The organism is Namhaeicola litoreus, assembly GCF_042679565.1.
GTDB classification, from domain to species: Bacteria; Bacteroidota; Bacteroidia; order Flavobacteriales; family Flavobacteriaceae; genus Namhaeicola; species Namhaeicola litoreus.
Genome location: NZ_JBHTMY010000002.1, coordinates 561,013 through 581,802, shown reverse-complemented (window position 1 = coordinate 581,802; position 20,790 = coordinate 561,013). Strand labels below are relative to the sequence as shown.

Below are 20,790 nucleotides of genomic sequence, written 5' to 3'. Positions count from 1 at the left end.
CACTAAATTTAAACGGCTGATTTTATTAGGTTTCCGTACTTAAAATTTTGAGTTTAACCTCTTCAATTTTACTGGCTGAAACTTTTAGAATTGTGAATTCGAAGTTGTCTATTAGAATCACTTCATCTTGTTCTGGAATGTTTTCAGTGTGGTCCATGATCAAACCTCCTAATGTTTCGTAAGAATTGTCCTCTTTTAAATTTAGATCATAGGTTTCATTGATATAATCAACTTCTAAACGAGTAGAAAATTTATATTCGAAAGGGCCAATCTTTTCTTCTAAAAAAGTTACTGTATCGTGTTCATCTTCAATGTCACCAAAGAGTTCTTCAATAATGTCTTCTACTGTGATAAGTCCTGAGGTACCGCCGTATTCATCAATAACGATAGCAACACTTTTACTTTTTTTAATCAACTCATTCAAAATATCATTAATCATCATGGTTTCCGGAACAATTTCAATAGGCATCAAAACCGAGCGGATATTTTTGGGTTTTTGAAACATATCAAAAACATGGACATAACCGATTATATCATCAAATGAATTGTTGTAAACCATAATTTTCGAATATCCGGTTTCAACAAAAAGTTGTTTCAGGTTTCTAAGCGACTCATGTAATTCAACTGCGACGATCTCTGTCCTTGGAATCATAGCTTCTCTTGCGCGAACATTGTGAAATTCTAAAGCATTCTGAAAAATCTGAATTTCTGCATCCATATCATCTTCTGCAGACTCGATCTGTTCTGTAATAAAGTTTCCTAATTCGGCTTTGCTAAAAACCAATTGTACTTGGTCTTGCTTGATATTAAAGAAAACTCTAAGAATAAAATCTGAAATAAAAATGATAAAATCAGAAATGAAATAAATAAGTAGATAAAAAATATAAACAGGTATAGCGAATATTTTTAATGTTTCGTTGGCATAAATTCTAAAAATGGCCTTAGGCATAAATTCTGCAGTTACCAAAATTATGAGCGTAGAAACAATCGTTTGCACAAGTAAAATGGTAAAATCGTTTGAAAGATATGGCGATAAGATCTGCATTAATAATTCTCCCATGAAATAGCCGTAAACTACAAGAGAGATATTATTTCCCACCAACATAGTGGTAATAAATTTGGAGGGTTTTTTAGTAAGTCGGGTAAGGATCTCAGCAAGAAATGTATCTTTCTTTTTTTCAATTTCGATATGCATTTTGTTTGCCGAGACAAAAGCTATTTCCATACCGGAAAAGAATGCTGAAAACAACAGCGACAAAAAGATGACAACGAGATGAAAGATCATTTTTTATAATTGTCTTTATTTTCGAACTTTTTACGGTACTTTCTTCTGAATAAATACATGAAAACAGCTAATAGGGAAAAGACCAAATATAAATAGGCCTTTTCTCTTTGGGTATTCCAATTCAAAAAAGTCTCAACTACAAAAACAATTGCAATCACCAAATAGGCCACTTCGAAAAACTTAAAATATTTTGTCATGATTTTACTCTTCGTTAACGTAAATAATTCCACTTACAGATTTCATAATCACTTTAGAGAGATCTTCATTTGCTTCAAACCCCTTTCCGGTGATGGTATCTGATTTGGTAATTAGTGTGAATTCTTTTTCTGTGTAAATATAATGCACATTTGCATCCCAAAAAAGTTGGTCGGTTTTTAAAATCGATTTTTCGGCATAGTTCTGGATTGTCACTCCTTCTTTAGCTTCAGAAATATTGGTTTTATTAAAATTGATAGCGTAATTTGCTTTCATGGTGACTGAATCTCCGTTTTTATCATAGGTGGTTACGGCTAAACCTTGCGGAAACTCAGTAAAGGGATGGTCTGTTCTATTGGCGAAATCATTCATTTTCGGCGCGATTAACTTCGTTACCACTCTACCCGAATCGGTATGAATTAACCTTACATCCTCAACAGTACCTATGGGTAGGTTTTTTTCAGCTAAAAAATCTTGAATTTCTTTTAGTTCGTTTCCGCATGAAAAAAACATTGCCGCCAAAAGAAGGGCAGCAATGTTTTTGAAATTATGAAAACTTAATCTGTTCATTCTTCAATTATGGAATCTTAGCTGTTTCGTTAATCCAACAACCTATGGTATATGGTGTTCCTGAAGCTTTACCTTCCGTAAAAATTAGTTTTTTAGAGGGTGCACTAGCCATGTAACTCTCGATATATTTGTTGGCAGTAGCCGAAATACCTGGGTCAACTGCTTTTGCTCTTCTCGCTTGATCTGCTGCAGCTACATAAACCATACGCTTACTAAATTCGTCAGTACCACAATTATTGGCGCTTCCTGCATAAAGGTTTGAAATCAATAAGTACGCTGCACCATAACTCGGTCTTTGCTGAATAGCTTTTTTCGCGTAATCTCTGGATTTACTCAATTGCCCTTTGCTTTTCATGATCAAAGCTAAACGATAATAATACTTTGCTTTTTTATAGTTGTCTGTTTCTAAATTGATGGCTTTATCAAAATATTCTACGGCTTTATTATCCTGTCCCTGATCTAACAAAATACCTGCGTAAAAAACATAAGCGTCTGAGGATGGAGCAGCATTTACATAGGCTTCTACCATTTTAGGATAAAGAGGATCTTCTGTACATTCTTTATCATTCAGACGAGAAACAGCTCTTTTTAGCCAAACGACATCTGTTTTATGTTTTTCAAAATTCCCTGAATACAGCGGAATTAATCTATCGCAAGTCGCTACAGAACTCAATGTGTTGTCTAGGTAAACTTGAACCTGACCAAGTGCTGTTAAATTAATTTCACTCGCCTGTTTTGTTTTTTTATCCTTACCAACGGCTTCCATGATCTCATCGTAGGTATCAAAAACGGCCTGAGCATTATTGTCTTTATTGGCATTCGTAAACTCCTGAAAATAATAGGCAAGGTTTTTTACGCTCATACCGGAAGGGTCAGCTTGAAAAGAAAGTTTTAATTTATCATAAATTTCTTCTTTGTAAACCTTAGTTCCTCTTTTATCTGCCTCTGCTCTATCAAAAATAGAATTTGCCCAATCACTGTATACTTTACCTAAATTATCAGGATAATATTTTATACGCATTTCGTATAACTTATCAATCTCTGCTGCTTTCTTATCAAATTCCGCATAATTTCCTGCAGCAACTGCTTTATTCATAAGATCTTCTTCCATTAAAAGACCATACTTATAAAGGTTTAAGGAAGATTGAGGACAATTCTCAATACACCATTTCCATGGCTCGTATGCCGAAGTATAATTTTTAACTTTTGCATATTCATAAAAAATGGAGAGATTCGTTTTACATTTATCAGGTTCGCTCCCATATTTATCCTGTGCATTGGCGATCAATCCTAAAAACAAGATAAAAACCGCTCCCAAACGTAATTTAAGTTTCATAATTAAAATATTTAGTTATTAATTCAGTTGCCTTTTTCTAAACCATTTATCGCTCAAAGATAAACTTAATCTAAAATTAAAATAATTTTCTTTCACCAAATTATCTTTGTTATCCCCTCTGGTTCCTAGTTCGAATCCTAAGTTGACGCGTGAAAGTTGAAATCCTACAGGTAAGCCTACTCCAAAAGTAATGCCATAATCATCAATATCTGTATCATTGATGTTTAAACCGAGCTTTTTGTAGTTAAAACCAGCGCGATATTCAATTCTTTGCCAATACTTGCTTATTGCATTGAAGTTTGGAATAAATGAACCCCCTACTGATAAGCGATTAGATTCTGTATATTGGTAAGTTGTTTGTTGTTCATAAAAATCGCCTTCTAAAGAAATGGCATCCATAAATTCGTATTCTACACCTGCAAACCACACATTATCCTTACCGATGCCACCACCAAAAACTGTTTTTAGAGGAAAATTGATATTAGATCTGTAATTATTAGTGTAGAGCGTATCAACAATAACCTCTGTGCTAGAAGGAGAGTTGTTGAGTGAATATAAAATTTCATCACTGTCTTCGGTTAGATCATTTCCTAAAACAGCGGATACACCCAATTTTAATTTCAATTCTTGAGGAAGGGAGGCTGTATATTGTGCCCCTGTTTTAAACTCAAAGCCATCAACCCAGCTATCTACGCGATATTTTGTAGCCAATTGTACCCCTGCTCTTCTATCTCGAATGCTATTTTCGATTGAGCCAAATATATAAGCGGCTTCTACGCCAAGACTTAACCCAAAAGGAAGTTTATACCCATAGCCTAAAAAAACTCTGTTTGTTCCACCAGATCCCTGAAACTCTTCTACCTGAATGATATTTTCCTCAGCATCTAATGAATAGGATAGCAGAGAGTAGCCCACAGATGTGTTTAATTGCAAACCCAAAGCCATCCCCTGATTTTCTCCAAGAGGAATGCCTAAAGCAAGATAAGTGAATCCGGCATGCGAACTAGTCTGGCTATCATTATCGTCTTCAAATTTCGTCATCTTATTTCCACCAGAAAAAACATAAGTAGTATAAAGAAGTGATCCATAAGAGGCGGGATTTGTTAGGCTCAATTGAAAAGGACTGTCGTTTGAGACACCAATTCTACCCATACTCATTTCTTCCACGCTTTTTAACGTAACCTGATCTCCAATACCAAAGTAAGAATAGGGTGATGAATTATTTTTTTGCGCGATTCCCATCATTCCACAAAAAATTGCAATTACTGCAAAAATTTTTTTACTCATTCGTCTAAATTATGGATCAAAATGCCATTTAGTCCTTCCAACAAAAAATTTGGCTTGGCAAATATGGTACTTTTTAGGTTTTTGGACAAGAAATTTGCATCACCCCCCGTTAAAATCGTGGTAAAATTTTCATAAATCTCTAAATATTGTGCAATAATTCCTTCAATTTCTTGAATAACTCCATTTAATACACCTAAATGAATTGCATTTTCGGTAGAATTTCCTGTCACAGGAATCTCATTGATTGGTTTTAAATGGGGTAATTTTGCCGTTTGTTGGTGCAAAGCTTTATACCGCATTTCTATACCGGGAGAAATAGCCCCTCCGTAATAATTATTGTTTTGATCCAAAAAATCATAGGTAATGCAAGAACCAGCGTCTATAACCAAACAATTTTTTGCAGAATATTGAAGAGCTGCTCCTGCCATTAAGGCGATTCTGTCAACACCCAATGTCTGTGGTGTTTTGTAAAAATTATTAAAAGGAACTTTTGTGTTTTGATCTAAAATCAGAATATTGACGTTTTTTGGCAATAGGGTAGAAAAATCTTTGGGAAAATGTGAAACATTCGACATAATTACATGTGAAATGTCAAATTCATTGTATGCTTGAATCAATCCATCTGCTAAATTATCTTTGTTGAATACACTTTTATATTTTAGGCTATCTCGTTCAAAAACAGCAGTTTTAACAAGTGTATTTCCAATATCGATGATTAGGTTCATAGGATAAAAAAAAGTGAGAGGCAAAAATACATACATTTTTGCATTTTTTTTTGGTTGATTTTAATTTTAAAATTATATTTGCAGCCGCTAATTGCGATGGTGCCTTAGCTCAGTTGGTAGAGCAAAGGACTGAAAATCCTTGTGTCCCTGGTTCGATTCCTGGAGGCACCACCTTAAAGCCCGAACTTTATAGTTTGGGCTTTTTTATTTGAATCTTTTTTCGCTCATAAAATTAAAATTCTTTTCTTAAAATTAGCGAAGTAATTGCCTGATGTTTTGTAACTTCATATCCCATTTTATTGTTTTTTAAACAAAAAATTATGTTTGAAAACGATCAGAAATTATGTATTCAGTGTTTTGATACGATGCTGGAAGGAATATGTATTATTGACCAATCAGGAAAAATAATTCGTAACAATAAATCTTTTGAAGAGATTTTTGGCTTTGATCGCGATGAATTAATAGATCAATCCATAGACATTTTAATTCCTATAGAATCAAGAAAGTTACATCAAGAGCATCTTAGAAATTTTTATAAGTCACCTGTTACTTTTAAAAAAAGGCAGGGAAGAGAATTTAGAGCCCTAAAGAAGGATGGTTCATCTGTATACGTCGAAATTGGTTTAAATCAATTGGAATTTAATGGCAATGTCTATACAAAAACCTCTGTTACGGATATTAGCAATAGAAAACAAAAAGAGTTTGAAATTGTAGGGCTGAATAGAGAACTCAAAGGGGCTGTAGCAAAGCAAACCCTAGAATTGCGAAAGTTAGTTTCTGAATTGCAAAAATCTAATAAAGCGCTGGTGAAAGAGGTTAAGCAAAAAGAATTAGCCGAAATTCAGGCCAAGCAGGCGCTAAAAAAAGAAAAAGAGCTTCATTTACTTCAGACCAAATTTTTATCGATGGTTTCACATGAGTTTAAAACACCTTTGAGTGGAATGCTCACGTCCATATCTCTAATAAAAAAGTATACAGAAAATTTAAACCAGGCCCCTCTCGATAAACATATTGAAACCATCAATAGGCTGATATTTCAGCTGAACAACGTGTTAAATGATTTTCTATTTTTAGAAAAAAGTGACTCTTATAAAATGGTATATACCAAATTGGAATTTGATATATGCGAGCTCATCCATGAAGCAAATCAAGATTTAGAAAACATATTAAAATCTGGTCAGTATATTGAATTTGAGTGTCCGGAGAAGGAAATTATTATTTATCAAGATAGAACCATAGTCGATTTTATTTATAGAAATCTTCTTTCAAACGCCATTAAGTATTCGGAAGAAAACAATAAAATAGAGGTTGCTCTTTGGACAGATAATGAGCTACACCTGGAAATAATCGATAGTGGAATTGGCATACCAAAGCCAGAGCAAAAGCATTTATTTGAAAGATTCTTCCGTGCCTCAAACGCCTTGTTTTTGCAAGGCTCGGGTATTGGGTTGAATATGGTAAAGCATCATTTAGAGGAAATAGGTGGGAAAATAAGTTTCGAAAGCGAAGAACATAAAGGATCCAGATTTACCATTCAGATACCATGCGGGAGGTAGTTTATAAAATCTAATAGAGCCCATGAAAAGAATTCTCATTATAGAAGACGATCAGATTGTTAGAGAGAATACAGCTGAATTATTGCGTTTGGCCAACTATCATGTGTTTACAGCCGAAGATGGTAAAATTGGCATTGATAAAGCAGTACAGTTACTTCCCGATCTCATTTTATGTGATATTCTTATGCCTGTTTTGGATGGGTATGGGGTTTTACAAATTGTAATGAGAAATGAAAAATTAAAAGGGATCCCTTTTGTTTTTATGACAGCAAAAATTGATCATACCGATATCAGAAAAGGAATGAACATGGGGGCAAGTGACTACTTAACAAAACCCTTTAACGAATCTGAACTTCTGAGTACCATTGAAACAAGAATCAAATTACACCAACCCGAAATGGCCAGAAGAAAAACAGCAGATGTAAATTCGTTTGAATTGTTGCGCGATGCCATAGAGCAATTGACTGAAGACAAAACAGTGCAATATTTTAAAAAGGGAAGTGTGATTTACGCTGAGGAAAGTTCGGGTCATTCGATTTATTTCTTGCTCGAAGGTGAAGTGAAAATTTTTAAGAACCACGAATATGGGAAAGAATTGATCGTTAATTTAATAAATGAAGGTGAGTTTTTTGGCTTTACCCAATTCAATGAAAATCAGTATTATACAGAAAATGCTGTCGCCCTTACCAGCGTTAAGCTGATCAAAATAAACAAACATGAATTGGGTGGTATATTCAAAGAGAATCCAAATTTGGCGATTCAGTTTATGGATCTGCTGATACAAAATCTAGATTTACTCAAAAATCATATGTTGCATTTGGTATATGATTCGGTTAGAAAAAAAACAGCAGAAATGCTTTTAGAATTAGACAGTTATAATGAAGAATCAAACGTAATTGAAATTTCCAGAAATAATTTGGCAAATTTAATAGGGATTGCCAAAGAAACATTAATTCGGACCTTAACAGAATTGCGCGATGAACAGGCAATTCAAACAAGCAGAAAGGCTATAAAAATTATCAACCGAGCCAAATTGATGAATATGCGCTAGATTGACGACAATCATTCTTTTTATTGATCTTGGTCATCAAAAAGTAATTATAGTCAACCTACTTTTAACTCAAATAATTGTAAAATAATTCTATGAATTAATAAGATTGATTTTTTAATTAGATTTAAGTATTAAAAAGTGGATCTCACAACAAAGTAATTCTCGTCAAGTACAATTAAAAATTGCGAAACGTGAATAAAGATTGAAGATCTGCCTTTTGGAGAACAGAAAGTAACGCTTTCTGTTCTTTTTTATTGAGCAAGATCATATTTTCAGTTGATGGGTATCATTGCATAATGTTTAGGGTATAAGTAAATTCATCAGACATTAATCCTAAACTCTATCATCATGAAAAAATTAATCATTGGTTTATTCGTATTTGGGTTAACCATCCCCCTTTTCTCACAAGTTATAAATGATGGTATGTTAGATGAAGTTGTGGTTAAAGCCACAAATTATAAATATTTAAATGAAACTGGCACGCGTGATGCTGCTGTTTCTGTGAATTTACTTCAGAAAGAAGTCGCAAATTATGACCTTCAAGAAGCGGATTTCTATCAAGATGATTACGACTTTTATACAGTCAATTTCTTTATTCCTGACGGAAAAGTTGTAGCCGCATATGATAAAGATGGTCATATTTTGAGAACCATTGAAAAATACAACAATGTTTCTTTACCGGTAGATGTGCGAAATGCAGTAGTTAAAAGGTTTCCAGGTTGGGGTATTCATGAAGACGTATACAGAATTACCTACAATCAAGACAACGGGGCCAAAAAGTCTTATAAACTCACCCTTGTAAATGGAGATAAAAAAATGCGCGTGAAATTAGATGAAAATGGTGCGTTTTTATAAATAAGTTTTATTTAAAAGTTCAAAAATAAGAATGTTGATTGGAATCACTCATTTTGATGATTTGAGTCATTGATTTAGACTCACGTTCCATATTAACTTTAAACAAAATTATTATTAACCTTAAATCTTAAGATCATGACCTTAGTAAAATTTAAATCCCCCCGCTTACCTTGGTATGATACCATGTTCACCGATTTATTGGGAACAGATAGATTATTTACCAAAGATTTTTTACTAGATGACAAATGGGTACCAGCCATGAACATTAAAGAAACAGATGAAAATTTTGTTATTGATGTGGCTGTTCCTGGTTTTAGTAAAAAAGATTTTAATGTTGTCATCGAAAACGGTGTTTTACATATCGCCGCTGAGAGAGAAGCAAAGAAAGAGGAAACTGCAGAAAACTTTACAAGAAAAGAGTTTAATTACAATGGTTTTACTCGTTCTTTTACTTTACCTGAAAATGTGAATGAGGACGAAAAAATCAAAGCTAATTACAAAAATGGCATTTTGAATATTGTACTCACTAAACTTCCTGCAGATGTACTTACTCATAAAAGAGTAATTGAAATTGAGTAATCAAACCTATGAAAGGGAGGAGTAATCCTCCCTTATCAAAAAAATGAAAGGAAAATGACTAGTTATCAAAATGAACAAAAAAAGAATGAACTCCATGACCAGGTACAACTTTGGATAGCGGAATTGGATTTTGTAAAAGATGAACATCTTTTTTTGAAACAATTATTAAGTACGCACTTTTTGGAATTGAGTTCAAAAAGTTCTTATGAATTGACGAAAAAGAAAATAGAACTATTAAAAGCTACGGAACAAAAACGGAAAGAAATTCAAGCCAGAATATTAGTACATGATCAAAATATTGCCAAACTATTCAAATCTTTTAAAGAAGAAGATCTTCAAAAATTAATAAAAGAGCATGATGAATGCGACAAAGAAGTGAAGTTGTTGGAACTAAATTTTAAATACACAAAAAAGAAAATTTTCAGAGTAATCAAAGATATTTTAAAATCGCATAAACAAAAGCTCCTTATTGGAGTGTCCCCTCAAGTTTAGCATATTCCCCCAAGAAAGGCTGTTGATTATTTTAACAATGGCCTTTCTTTTTATTCTAAACCAAAAATATAGGATCCTAAGGGCTCGATTTCTAATTGAATAATACCCACACCTTCCTTCACGAGTAATTTAGTTGGTTTATGGTGATCTAAGAATGGATTTACCTGATATTGACCATCACTTAATTTCCATTTACTGATTATGTCGGCCGGAATTTTAAGGTCGATAGCGTAATGAATGTTTTCATCGAAATTGGCTACAATTACAAATTTCTCCTGTTCATCCCATCGGACAAATGAATAGAGGGTTTTGTAATAATTATCAGTATGCTCACGATTATAAAGATGAATGTCTTGGTAGTTACCCATCATAGCGGTATGATCTAAAGTGAAATTCAGTAATTTTGAATAAAAAGTTCTTAACTCCTTTTCATCCTCAGATAGTTGTCCACCGTCAAACTTTTTATCGTTCATCCACCTTTGGTGATGGGGTACCCCGATATAGTCAAAAATAGATGTTCTTGAAGGAGAACCAAACCCGGCATCTTCTGCTCCAGGCTCGCCCACTTCTTGTCCAAAATATATCATGGTTGGGGAGGTGCTAATGGCTGCAGAAACTAGCATTGCCGGTTTTCCTTTCTTCGCCGAGCCTGCAAACTCCGTACTGGCAATGCGTTGTTCGTCATGATTTTCTAAAAAATGGAGCATATTGTGCTCAATATCCTTCACCTGATCCTGAACTCCCGGTAAATTATCAGTAGAGCCCCAGCCCTGCATGATACCTTTGATACTATCGTACAAAGCAACTTTATCGTACAAGTAATCCATTTTTCCTTTAAAAATATATTCTCTATATAAAGACGGGTTGTATACTTCTGCCAATAACAAAGCTTCGGGATTCTTCATTTTAATAGAAGAGTTCATATAACTCCAAAACTCAACAGGAACCATTTCCGCCATATCATATCGAAAACCGTCAACTCCTTTTTCTATCCAATATAACGCGATATCTCTAAATTTTTTCCATGAGTCAGGGACAGTTTTGTCTTTCCAAAAAGCAAAATGTTCCTGATAGGGTACCAAATCAAAATCTGAAGGCAGCTCATCAAAATCTTTATTTCCAGATTCACTTATTCCGTAATTTATTTTCACCGTTTCATACCAGTCATAAAACCCTGGTTGCGCTGTGCGTGCTCCATTGCCTGTCCATTTCGCCGGATTTTCTTCAAATTTTCCATCAGCCAAGGTATGTTTTTCACCTCCTAAAGGCAAATAATTATTTTCCCAATGCGGTACTTTGAATGATTCGCCAACCACATAATAGAAGTTGTTATTTTTATCGTAAACAACTTGAGAATTATCCTTTGCACCGAAATCTACAACGCCTTCGGGATTTGATTTCCCTATATATTTCCTGGCAACATGGTTGGGGACAATATCAATGATTACTTTAAGACCCGCTTCATGTGTTCTTTTGATCAGACTTTCAAATTCCTCTAATCTTTTTTCCGGATCGACGGCCAAATCAGGGTTAACATTGTAATAGTCTTTCACAGCATAGGGTGAACCGGCTCTCCCTTTTACTACATCAGGATCGTCATTAGAAATACCGAACTCTGTATAATCAGTAACTGTGGCATGATGCGGTACACCTGTGTACCAAATATGCGTAACCCCCAGATCTTTGATTTCTTTTAAGGCTTTTTCATCAAAATCTGCAAACTTTCCAACACCGTTTTCTTCTATAGTGCCCCAAGGTTTATTGATTGTATTTGTATTCCCAAAAAGACGGGTGAAAACTTGATAAATAACTTTTTTCTGAGGTTTTGTCATTGTTGCTTCTTGTTTGGTTTTCTCGATTTCTGTTTTTTGACACCCAATAAAAGTTAGGGTCATCAAAAATACTGCAAGTGAAAGAATATTTTTCATACCTAAGCTATTTTAATTCTAATAATACAATTCCAAAAGGTGAGTTAATGGTGATTTTACCGTCTTTTACCTCGGCTGTGCTATTGGAATATGCATCGATTAAAGTCTCACCTTCATTAAAAATTCCGGCTACTTGAATTTCTTTTTCTCCTTCGTTTAAATCTAAGCCAATGAGAACCTCATCAACATAATTACCGGAAGTATAAGTTCTTTTAAAGAAATAGGGTTTTTCACTAACTAGTTCATGTTTGCCAGCTCCAATTGCTGGATGATTTGCACGAAATTTTCCTAGCTTTTGCCAATGAGCTAATACCTCTTTTGTTTGAGGATTAGTTGATATTTCCTCCCAATTCATAAAAGATCGCAGGGTAGCATCTCCTTGGGTTCCTTCAATCACTAAACTGCGAGCAGATTCGTCTCCGTAATAAACTTGGGTCGTGCCCGGGCAAAGCAGCAGTTTAGTTCCGGCTTCTATTGCTCTTTTTCTTTCTTTATCAAAGGGACCACTGTCATCATGAGAAGAAACATAATTCATTGTTCCAAAACCTGCTAATTGATGGTGTAAAAGGCTATCATACTTAGAGAAAAGTTCCTCATATGACTTGTTGGCATCACTCTTAAATTCAAAATTGATCAAACTTCTAAAACCATTTTCAAAATAGTTTACTTTTTTGTCGCCAAAATCAAATAGCTTTCCATTACTAATGGCATAATTATATACTTCGCCGACCATGTAAAAATCATTATCATCCAAAACGAGCTCCGGATTGTTCTGTTTCCAAAATTCAAAAGCATAATCACATTCGTTTTTAAATGTTAGCCAAATTTCTGGTTCTGTATGTTTTACAGTGTCTGCGCGATACCCATCTATACCGAATTCTAAAATATAATCGGTTAACCATTTTATGATATAATTTGTGGGTGTTCTTTTGTATCCGGTTCTTTCAAAAAACTCATCTAATTCTTTCATTTCTTGCTCATACCTTCCTTCGGCTTTCCATTTTTCAGCCAAAGCAGCTGGAATGTCAACTTCTTTTTCTGTTTCCGTTTTTAGATCGGGTAAATTTTTAACAAGTGTACAGGCCGTCGTAGTTTCAAAAGACTGATATGTACAAGTAGGATCTGTTCTTACCCAATCCTCAGGCCATACGGGATCTTGCTCAGTTACAGGTCCTGTATGATTTATCACGCCGTCTAAAACAATCCGAATTCCTTTTTTATGTGCAGCCTCCACTAGTTTTTTTAGATCTTCTTTTGTACCAAAGTTGGGGTCAAGTGCCGTCCAATCTTTTGTCCAATATCCGTGAAAACCATATGATACGCCAGTTCCTTCATCCACAAAACCATGTATTTGCTCAACAACAGGTGTAAACCAAATGGCATTGATACCAAGATCAGTAAAATAGTCGTCCTCTATTTTTTGGATAATTCCAAGAAGGTCTCCACCTTCAAATCCACGTAATTTTCCGGTTTCTTTTGTTCGGTCAAAATTGACGTCATTTTCTGTATTACCGTTATTGAATCTGTCGGTCATCAAAAAATATAAATTGGCTGCTTCCCAGACAAAGGGGGATTCGGTTTTGATTTTTTCCGGTTTTTCCTCTATTTTTTTGGTGCATTGGATTTGTAATGCAATGAATAAAAAGAGTACAATATATTTGATCATAGAACTAAAGTTTTATGGTGATTAAATTCTGCGTTGATTTTTTTAAATCAATTTTTAATATAAGTTTCGATGTGGCTAAATCGTACTTAAAAGCACCTCCTATAACTTCTGTAGGCTGGCTTATTTGATGAATGATTAATTCAGCTGTTTTTTTGTTCGAATTAAAATATTTGCCAATTTCCTCAGTAATAGAGATTTTTAATTCGTTTGCGGTATAGGTGCTTTTGAAATGAATCTTTTCAAATTTCCCAGCTTCAAAAGTTTGGGTTGATTTACCGTCATCATGATAGAGAAAATCTTCACCTTGTGCAACAGTTGGATCAAAAAAGAAATGAAGTTCGAATTCTTTTATTTCATAAAGATCTGTACTTTGAATGGGTTTAATCATTGGGATAAAAGCTCCTCCTCTTACGAAAACGGGTATCTGATCTTCTTTTATTTTGATGGAATAGGACTTGCCTTTTTCATATTTTTCATCGGTGTAAAAATCAAACCAATTACTTGTATTTGGAAAATAGATATCTGTTGTTGCTTTTTTAGATTCGAGCACAGGGTAAACTAAAAAATGATCTCCCCATAAATAAGTTTGAGAATTAACTAGAAGATTTTTATTCTTTGGTTCCTCGAAAAAAACTGGTCTCATGAGAGGTATTCCGGTTTGATTATTTTTGAACGCCATGGTATAATTATAAGGTAATAAGGAATACCTCAATTCAATTGCTTTTTTGGCGAGCAGTTTGGTTTTATCATCGTGAAATACGGGTTCTGCAGCAATATGCTCCTGCGCATGTGGTCTAAAAACAGGTTGAAAAACACCATATTGAAGCCACCGTGTATAAAGTTCAGGGTCAAAAGTTTCGGCTCCAGCAAATCCACCTAAGTCTGAATGCATGTAACCTAGACCTTGCATGCCCATTTGTAAAGCAATTTCCGGTTGAGCTTGTAATCCGCCCCATGATCTGCTCACATCTCCAGACCATGGAATCAGTCCATATCTTTGAGAGCCTGAATACCCTGAGCGCATTAAAATAAAAGGCCTTTCATTGGGAAAATCTTTTTGAAAACCATTGTAGATGAGTTTTGCCCACTCGTGACCGTAAATATTATGTACTTCATCTGCTGTTCCAGTTGCATGAATTAAATCTGAAGGATGAACCTCTGGCTCGCCAAGGTCTCCCCACCAACCGGAAACACCATCTTTGGTTAAATCTTTATAGATATTCCAAAACCACCGTCCGGCCTTCGGATCAAAAATATCAATGAGTCCGGTATTGCCAAAATAGAAATCATAAACAAAGGGATCTCCCTTTACATCTTTTCCCAAATAGTTATTTTTTGAAGCCTCTTCCCAGCGCTTCGAAGTAGTTAAAATAAATGGTTCAGTAACTAAAATTGTTTTAACACCTTTCTTTTTAAAATCACGAATCATTTTCTTTGGCGATGGAAACGAATCTTTGAGAAAAGAGAGATTTCCCATATGGCCTTTAATGTCTTTACCAAACCAATAAATATCAATTACAACGGCATCTAAAGGGATCTTTTCATCGAGAAATTTTTGAACGGTATTCCGAACTTCTTTTTCTGAGTGGTATCCGAATCTACTGGAAAAATTACCCAAAGCCCATCTCGGTGGAAGAGGTTGTCTCCCGGTGAGTTGGGTATACTGATCGATTATTTCTTCCCAAGCACTTCCTGCGATTACTTGATATGCTTTTCTGCCTTTGATGGTTTTGTAAGAAAGGGTATTATTTTTTTGACTGTCCAGATCTAAAAATCCGATGGGTGCATTGTCAAAATGAAGCATGTATAATTGAGAGGAAAGGACCAAGGGCATGGTATAATTCATCAGTTCTGAATGATTTTCATAACCGTAATGCGCTTTATTATATAATTCTAAATGATGTCCTCTGCGATTCATTCCCAATACCCGCTCGCCTCCACCATATAAAATTTCATCAGGAGTAAGATTAAATTCAATGGTCTCTAAAGAGTCAGTTTTTACGTAACCCAGTTTTTCTGAGATCAAATAATTCTCTTTGTATAAATAACTTATTTGAAACGGACTTTTTTCAACGATCACTTTTAAGCCTGAAGTATTTAAAATAACTTGATCTGAGGTTTCAAGAATATCTAATGAAGTTATTTTAGGTGTTAAAACCACAGCGTGTGAATTGGAAGAAAACTGCTCATTTTGTGGTGTAAATTTAGTTTCTACAATTCTGTCATTAAAAAAAACAAAGTGGTAAACACCATCATTGGTTGTCAATTTAGCTCCGTAATTATTCTTTTCTAAACTTAAAAAAGTCCTTTCTGAGTTTTGAGTATGTCCAAAAAAAACGAAGTGAAAAAAAATTAAAAAAATTATTTTTTTCATCTAAACCCCAATTTTATTAAAAATCCAATTTGTAAATAGCCGTCAATTAGTTCAGTTTGGTAGATAACAAAGTGATTCCTTTTTGTCCAATTTTGAGAGATTTATTCCAAGTTTTTGTACTGCCAGATATAATGTCTCTAACTTTTTTATCATTTAAACCTATTTCTTCAAACCTGCTTAAATCGAGTTCAATGGCTTTTTCATTTTTGTTTAGAATAACAATATAGGTTTCTTCTTCGCTGATTCTAAACAAGGCGTAAACACCGTTCTCCGGTCCAAAATGGATTAATTTCCCCTGGTGAATAGCCTGACTGTTTTTTCTGTATCGCAAAACATTTTTCAAAAATGACTGCATCTCTAACTGATCTTTAGACAATCCATTTCCTGTAAAAGCATTTACTTTATCTCCTTTCCATCCTCCTGGAAAATCAGTTCTTATGAGGCCGTGGTCTCCCGGTTTAGCTGAGTTTTCTATCAGCACCTCAGTGCCATAATAGATTTGTGGGATTCTTGGCAATGCGAGCAAATAGCCAAGTGCCATTTTGAGTTTTACAGGATCTTTTTTAAGTTGAGTAAAAGCGCGATCCATATCATGGTTATCCAAAAATGCCATAATTTTCTCGGGATGTGCATAAGCGAAATCATTGGCTAAACCTTCATAAATTTTCACTAAACCTGTTCCCCAACTTTCCTCCTCGTTCACTCCATCTACAATTGCCTTTTGCAAGGGGAAGTCCATGGTTGAGGTTAAATTTGATTCGTATCCATCCTTATTTTTTGCTCCTTGTTGCCAATAACCCACCAACAATGGGTTATAACTCCATTCTTCACCCACTATGCTGAACTCTGGATATTCTTTCATAATACTGCCGGCCCAGTCAGACATAAACTCTTTATCGGGATACGGATAAGTATCTTGTCTTATACCACCTAATTGTAACGTTTCTATCCACCAAATGCTATTTTGGATAAGATATTCTGCCAAAAGTGGATTTTTCTGATTCATATCAGGCATACTCGGAACAAACCATCCTTCGGCCATTAGCTTTTTGTCTTTTTCTGATGCGTAGATATCCTGATTTACGGTTCTTCTGTGGTTTGTAACAACTGTACTATCGTTTAAAAATTCGTCTTGATAATTTACCCAATCTTTAGACGGCAGATCCTTCATCCACCAATGTTCTCTGCCAATATGATTAGCAACTTGATCCATCACAAGTTTAATCCCTTTTTCTTTTGCTTTTCTTGAGAGATCAATGTATTCCTCCAAAGTTCCAAAACGAGGGTCTACCGCGTACAGATCAGTAATGGCATAACCGTGATAAGAGCTACTTTTCATATCATTGATCAACAGCGGAGTGGGCCAAATAGCTGTAAAACCCATTTCTTCAATGTAATCTAAATGATCTATGATACCTTTTAAGTCTCCACCATGCCTGCCGTAATCATCTTTGCGGTCGATCTGGGTTTCATTTAATCCTTTCACAATGTCGTTAGACGGATCTCCATTGGCAAAACGATCTGGCGTAATTAAATAAATCACATCAGAAGCATCAAATCCTTTTATTTGTAAAGCCTTGTCCTCCCTTTCTTTTATTTCATAATTCAAAACAAAATCTTTTTCCGTTTTAGCGCTGAAATGTAAAGGAATTTGACCAGCTCCTGTTAATTTGCTCAAATCTAAGGTGAGAAACAGATAATTGGGATTATCGGTTTTCTGGGATTTCAATAGCTTTACTTCATTGCTTTTGATCGTCACATCGTATGCTGAAATATTTTCGCGATGAAGCATGAGTTGAATGGTATTATGTTTCATTCCAACCCACCAATTTGGAGGTTCAATTTTTACTTGTTGTCCATAACCAATCATAAAAAATAATCCTAAAAAAGATGTGACTATACTGTTTTTCATCTTATTAAATTAAACATTTGCTGATCCTGATGCCGGTATTGTGATTTTTTGACCACTCACATAAATATCTATCGGTTGATCCGATTCATTAAAAAATTCACAGGATTTATGTCCTTTTTGAATTTTTAAGGTTCCTCCTCGATAATTTATTTTGAAGGAGTAAGATGTCCATTTTTCGGGAATTTGCGGATCAAAACAAAGCTGATTATCAAAATTCCTCATTCCTCCAAAACCTTGAACTACAGAAAGCCAGGTTCCAGCCATGCTCGTAATGTGTAAACCTTCATGAACCTCGTGGTTGTAATCGTCTAAATCTAAACGAGAGGTTCTGAGGTACATCTCATAGGCTTTTTCAATTCTATTTATTTTAGCTGCCAGGATAGAATGAACACAAGGTGATAGTGATGACTCATGTACCGTAAAAGGCTCATAATAGTTGAAATGCTTTTCTATGGTATCCAGATCAAAATGATTCTCGAAGAAATAAATACCCTGTAAAACATCTGCTTGTTTGATATAAGGACTTCTTAAAATTCTATCCCATGACCATTTTTGATTAATGGGTCTTTCAGATTTTGGAAGTTTATCGACCGTAAGCAAGTGTTTGTCTAAGAAACCGTCTTGTTGTAGGTAAATTTCTCTTTTTTCATCATATGGGAAATACATTTTATCCGCAACTTCCTTCCAACTTTTTATTTCCTCTTCTTTAAGATTTGTTTTTGCCAATATTCTGTCGAAATCACTTTTAAATTCTTTTTTGAGTTTATCAATGTTTTCAATGGTATAATCAATACACCATTTGGCAATATAATTTGTATACCAGTTATTGTTTACGTTATTTTCGTATTCATTTGGACCAGTAACACCTAAAATAACATATTTATTTTTTTCGGTCGATAAATTTGCTCTTTGATGCCAAAATCTGGATACTCCAATCATAACTTCCATTCCGTATTCAGGAATATAACTGTAGTCTCCGGTATAATTCACATAATTGTAAATGGCATAAATCATCGATCCGTTTCTGTGAATTTCTTCAAAGGTAATTTCCCATTCGTTATGACATTCTTCGCCATTCATCGTTACCATAGGATATAATGCCGCACCGTCAGAAAAACCTAATTTCGCTGCATTTTCTATGGCTTTCTGCAAATGATTATATCTGTAAACCAATAAATTTTTGGCAACTTCTTTGTGCTTGGTACTCATGTAAAAAGGTATGCAATATGCCTCTGTATCCCAATAGGTACTTCCACCATATTTTTCGCCGGTAAAGCCTTTTGGTCCAATATTTAATCTTGCGTCTTCACCATTATACGTCTGGTTAAGTTGAAAAATATTGAATCTGATGGCTTGTTGACCTAGCAGATCTCCTTCAATAACAATATCTGCTGTATCCCAAATTTTCTCCCATGCCAGTTTTTGCTTTTCCAATAAATTGTCAAAACCGATAATCACCGCCTTTTGAAGTGCTTTTTGCGAAGCAAACAACAATTCTTCTTTGGGATAATTCATAGATTGGGTATATCCTCCAAATTTATAAATGGTAAAAGAATCATTCTTTTTTACGAAGGATTTATAGGTATAAGCAATGCTTTTTTCTTCTTTTTGAATTTCACTTTCTAAAGGAATTTCTATATCGTTCAAAGAAAAGGCCATTTTCATCCCTGTACTTACGTAAAATCCTGTTTTTAAGGTTTTTGACAGTATAAAAGCTTCGTCTTTGCCTTCTCTGATATTTTCGATTTCCCAAAAGAATTCGTCGTAATTAGAATCTTCGTTCACAATGCCTGCATCGATATAAGGAATGAACGTAATTTCTCCGTCAAAGTTTAAAGGTGTTACGGTGTATTTAATAGCACCCACTTCATTAATGTCTAAACTCAAGAACCTGATTACTTCTACTTTTATCTGATCACCAGAAGATAATTCTGCCTTAAAAGACCTTTGAAGAAAGCCTTCTTTCATATTGAGCACTCTTTTGAAATCAGTGACTTTACAATGATTTAAATCGAGTTCAGTTTGTCCGATAATTACCCTTATTCCGATCCAGTTTGGAGCATTAAGCACTTTGGCAAAGTATTCCGGATAACCATTTTTCCACCAGCCAACTCTGGTTTTATCCGGATAATAGATCCCGCCTATATAACTACCCTGAAAAGTATCCCCTGAGTATTTTTCTTCAAAATTAGCTCTTTGCCCCATGGCACCATTCCCCAAACTAAAAATACTTTCAGATGAGGTTACATTTTCCGCATCGAAGCCTTCTTCAATGATATTCCATTCATTAGGAACTATATAATTCTTATTCATTAGTAATCAGTATTAATTTAAAATGGTCTCTACGAAATCAACAGTCAGGTCTTGAGTAGAGTTGAATATGTGGTTTGCACCAGGCAAGTTTTCTTTTTCTCCGATACCTATGCTAACCATATGCACAGAATTTGCCGCTTGAATACCTGCCAGTGAGTCTTCTACTACAAAACAGTATTTGGGCTCAATGTTAAGCTGTTTGGCAGCCAGTAGGAAAACTTCTGGGTCTGGTTTTGCATTGCTTACATCATTCCCATCAACAATGGTGTCAAAAAAATCAAAGAGCGCCAAACTCTTAAGAATTGGTATGGCATTTTTGCTTGCTGACCCTAAAGCAATAGGAATGTTTTTATCTTTTAAAAACAGAAGTAAGTTTTTAATTCCGGGAAGGATTTCACTTTCATCAAGATTTGCCACATAGGATAAATATCTTTCGTTTTTCTCGAACATTAGTCGTTCCTTACGATCTTGATCTAAGCTTACATTTCCAATCTTTAAGAGAATTTCTAAAGATTTTACTCTGCTCACTCCTTTTAATTGCTCATTTTGATCTTCGGTAAATTCAAAACCCAGTTCATTGGCCAATTGTTTCCAGGCCAAATAATGAAACTTAGCCGTATCTACAATCACACCGTCAAGATCGAATATAAATGCGTTTTTATTCAT

General features: G+C 34.7%; 17 protein-coding genes and 1 tRNA gene. 6 read left to right on the top strand and 12 right to left on the bottom strand.

Translation table 11 applies throughout. The features are described from left to right. Positions 1-25: 25 nt before the first annotated feature. The 6 genes from ACFQ39_RS04410 to ACFQ39_RS04385 are packed head-to-tail and all read right to left on the bottom strand — an operon-like array spanning position 26 to position 5,434. Positions 26-1,285, bottom strand: coding sequence for a hemolysin family protein (locus ACFQ39_RS04410; protein ID WP_377176772.1), 1,260 nt, complete (start codon positions 1,283-1,285; stop codon positions 26-28). After that, a complete protein-coding gene (locus ACFQ39_RS04405) occupies positions 1,282-1,482 on the bottom strand; it encodes a hypothetical protein (RefSeq protein WP_377176771.1) in 201 nt (66 codons plus the stop codon). The genes ACFQ39_RS04410 and ACFQ39_RS04405 overlap by 4 nt, the downstream gene beginning before the upstream one ends. Positions 1,483-1,486: 4 nt before the next feature. Next, positions 1,487-2,050, bottom strand: coding sequence for an LPS export ABC transporter periplasmic protein LptC (lptC, locus tag ACFQ39_RS04400; protein WP_377176770.1), 564 nt, complete (start codon positions 2,048-2,050; stop codon positions 1,487-1,489). A gap of 7 nt (positions 2,051-2,057) precedes the next feature. Then, a complete protein-coding gene (locus ACFQ39_RS04395) occupies positions 2,058-3,386 on the bottom strand; it encodes a tetratricopeptide repeat protein (RefSeq protein WP_377176769.1) in 1,329 nt (442 codons plus the stop codon). An 18-nt stretch (positions 3,387-3,404) separates the two neighbouring features. Next, positions 3,405-4,673 carry a hypothetical protein gene (locus ACFQ39_RS04390; RefSeq protein WP_377176768.1) on the bottom strand — a complete coding sequence of 423 codons (1,269 nt, stop codon included), beginning with the start codon at positions 4,671-4,673 and terminating at the stop codon, positions 3,405-3,407. Further along, positions 4,670-5,434, bottom strand: a complete 765-nt coding sequence (locus ACFQ39_RS04385; RefSeq protein ID WP_377176767.1) for a type III pantothenate kinase — start codon at positions 5,432-5,434, stop codon at positions 4,670-4,672. Before ACFQ39_RS04385 ends, ACFQ39_RS04390 begins: the two co-directional genes overlap by 4 nt. Positions 5,435-5,496: 62 nt before the next feature. On the opposite strand from ACFQ39_RS04385, the gene ACFQ39_RS04380 reads away from it, so the two are divergent. The 6 genes from ACFQ39_RS04380 (at position 5,497) to ACFQ39_RS04355 (ending at position 9,931) form a co-directional block, all read left to right on the top strand. Then, a tRNA-Phe gene (locus ACFQ39_RS04380) sits at positions 5,497-5,569 on the top strand. A gap of 149 nt (positions 5,570-5,718) precedes the next feature. Next, a complete protein-coding gene (locus ACFQ39_RS04375; protein WP_377176766.1) occupies positions 5,719-6,954 on the top strand; it encodes a PAS domain-containing sensor histidine kinase in 1,236 nt (411 codons plus the stop codon). A gap of 22 nt (positions 6,955-6,976) precedes the next feature. Further along, on the top strand, positions 6,977-8,005 hold the full coding sequence (locus ACFQ39_RS04370; protein WP_377176765.1) for a response regulator: 1,029 nt from the start codon (positions 6,977-6,979) through the stop codon (positions 8,003-8,005). A 348-nt stretch (positions 8,006-8,353) separates the two neighbouring features. Then, positions 8,354-8,860, top strand: coding sequence for a nicotinate-nucleotide adenylyltransferase (locus ACFQ39_RS04365; protein WP_377176764.1), 507 nt, complete (start codon positions 8,354-8,356; stop codon positions 8,858-8,860). Between the two features lie 135 nt (positions 8,861-8,995). Further along, a complete protein-coding gene (locus ACFQ39_RS04360) occupies positions 8,996-9,439 on the top strand; it encodes an Hsp20/alpha crystallin family protein (RefSeq protein ID WP_377176763.1) in 444 nt (147 codons plus the stop codon). Between the two features lie 54 nt (positions 9,440-9,493). Continuing rightward, positions 9,494-9,931, top strand: coding sequence for a hypothetical protein (locus ACFQ39_RS04355; RefSeq protein ID WP_377176762.1), 438 nt, complete (start codon positions 9,494-9,496; stop codon positions 9,929-9,931). 50 nt (positions 9,932-9,981) lie between these two features. Here ACFQ39_RS04355 and ACFQ39_RS04350 read toward each other — a convergent pair whose 3' ends face one another. From ACFQ39_RS04350 to pgmB, 6 genes are read right to left on the bottom strand one after another with little or no spacing between them, the layout of a single operon-like run. Then, complete coding sequence (locus tag ACFQ39_RS04350) at positions 9,982-11,859, bottom strand: alpha-amylase family protein (protein ID WP_377176761.1); 1,878 nt, start codon at positions 11,857-11,859, stop codon at positions 9,982-9,984. 7 nt (positions 11,860-11,866) lie between these two features. After that, a complete protein-coding gene (locus ACFQ39_RS04345; protein WP_377176760.1) occupies positions 11,867-13,525 on the bottom strand; it encodes an alpha-amylase family glycosyl hydrolase in 1,659 nt (552 codons plus the stop codon). Between the two features lie 4 nt (positions 13,526-13,529). After that, positions 13,530-15,899 (bottom strand): glycoside hydrolase family 31 protein, encoded by a 2,370-nt coding sequence (locus ACFQ39_RS04340; protein ID WP_377176759.1) that lies wholly within the window; start codon positions 15,897-15,899, stop codon positions 13,530-13,532. A gap of 46 nt (positions 15,900-15,945) precedes the next feature. Continuing rightward, positions 15,946-17,811: a glycoside hydrolase family 13 protein gene (locus ACFQ39_RS04335; protein WP_377176758.1), complete on the bottom strand. Its 1,866-nt coding sequence runs from the start codon at positions 17,809-17,811 to the stop codon at positions 15,946-15,948. A 9-nt stretch (positions 17,812-17,820) separates the two neighbouring features. After that, positions 17,821-20,124 (bottom strand): glycoside hydrolase family 65 protein, encoded by a 2,304-nt coding sequence (locus ACFQ39_RS04330; RefSeq protein WP_377176757.1) that lies wholly within the window; start codon positions 20,122-20,124, stop codon positions 17,821-17,823. 12 nt (positions 20,125-20,136) lie between these two features. Continuing rightward, complete coding sequence (gene pgmB, locus ACFQ39_RS04325) at positions 20,137-20,790, bottom strand: beta-phosphoglucomutase (RefSeq protein WP_377176756.1); 654 nt, start codon at positions 20,788-20,790, stop codon at positions 20,137-20,139.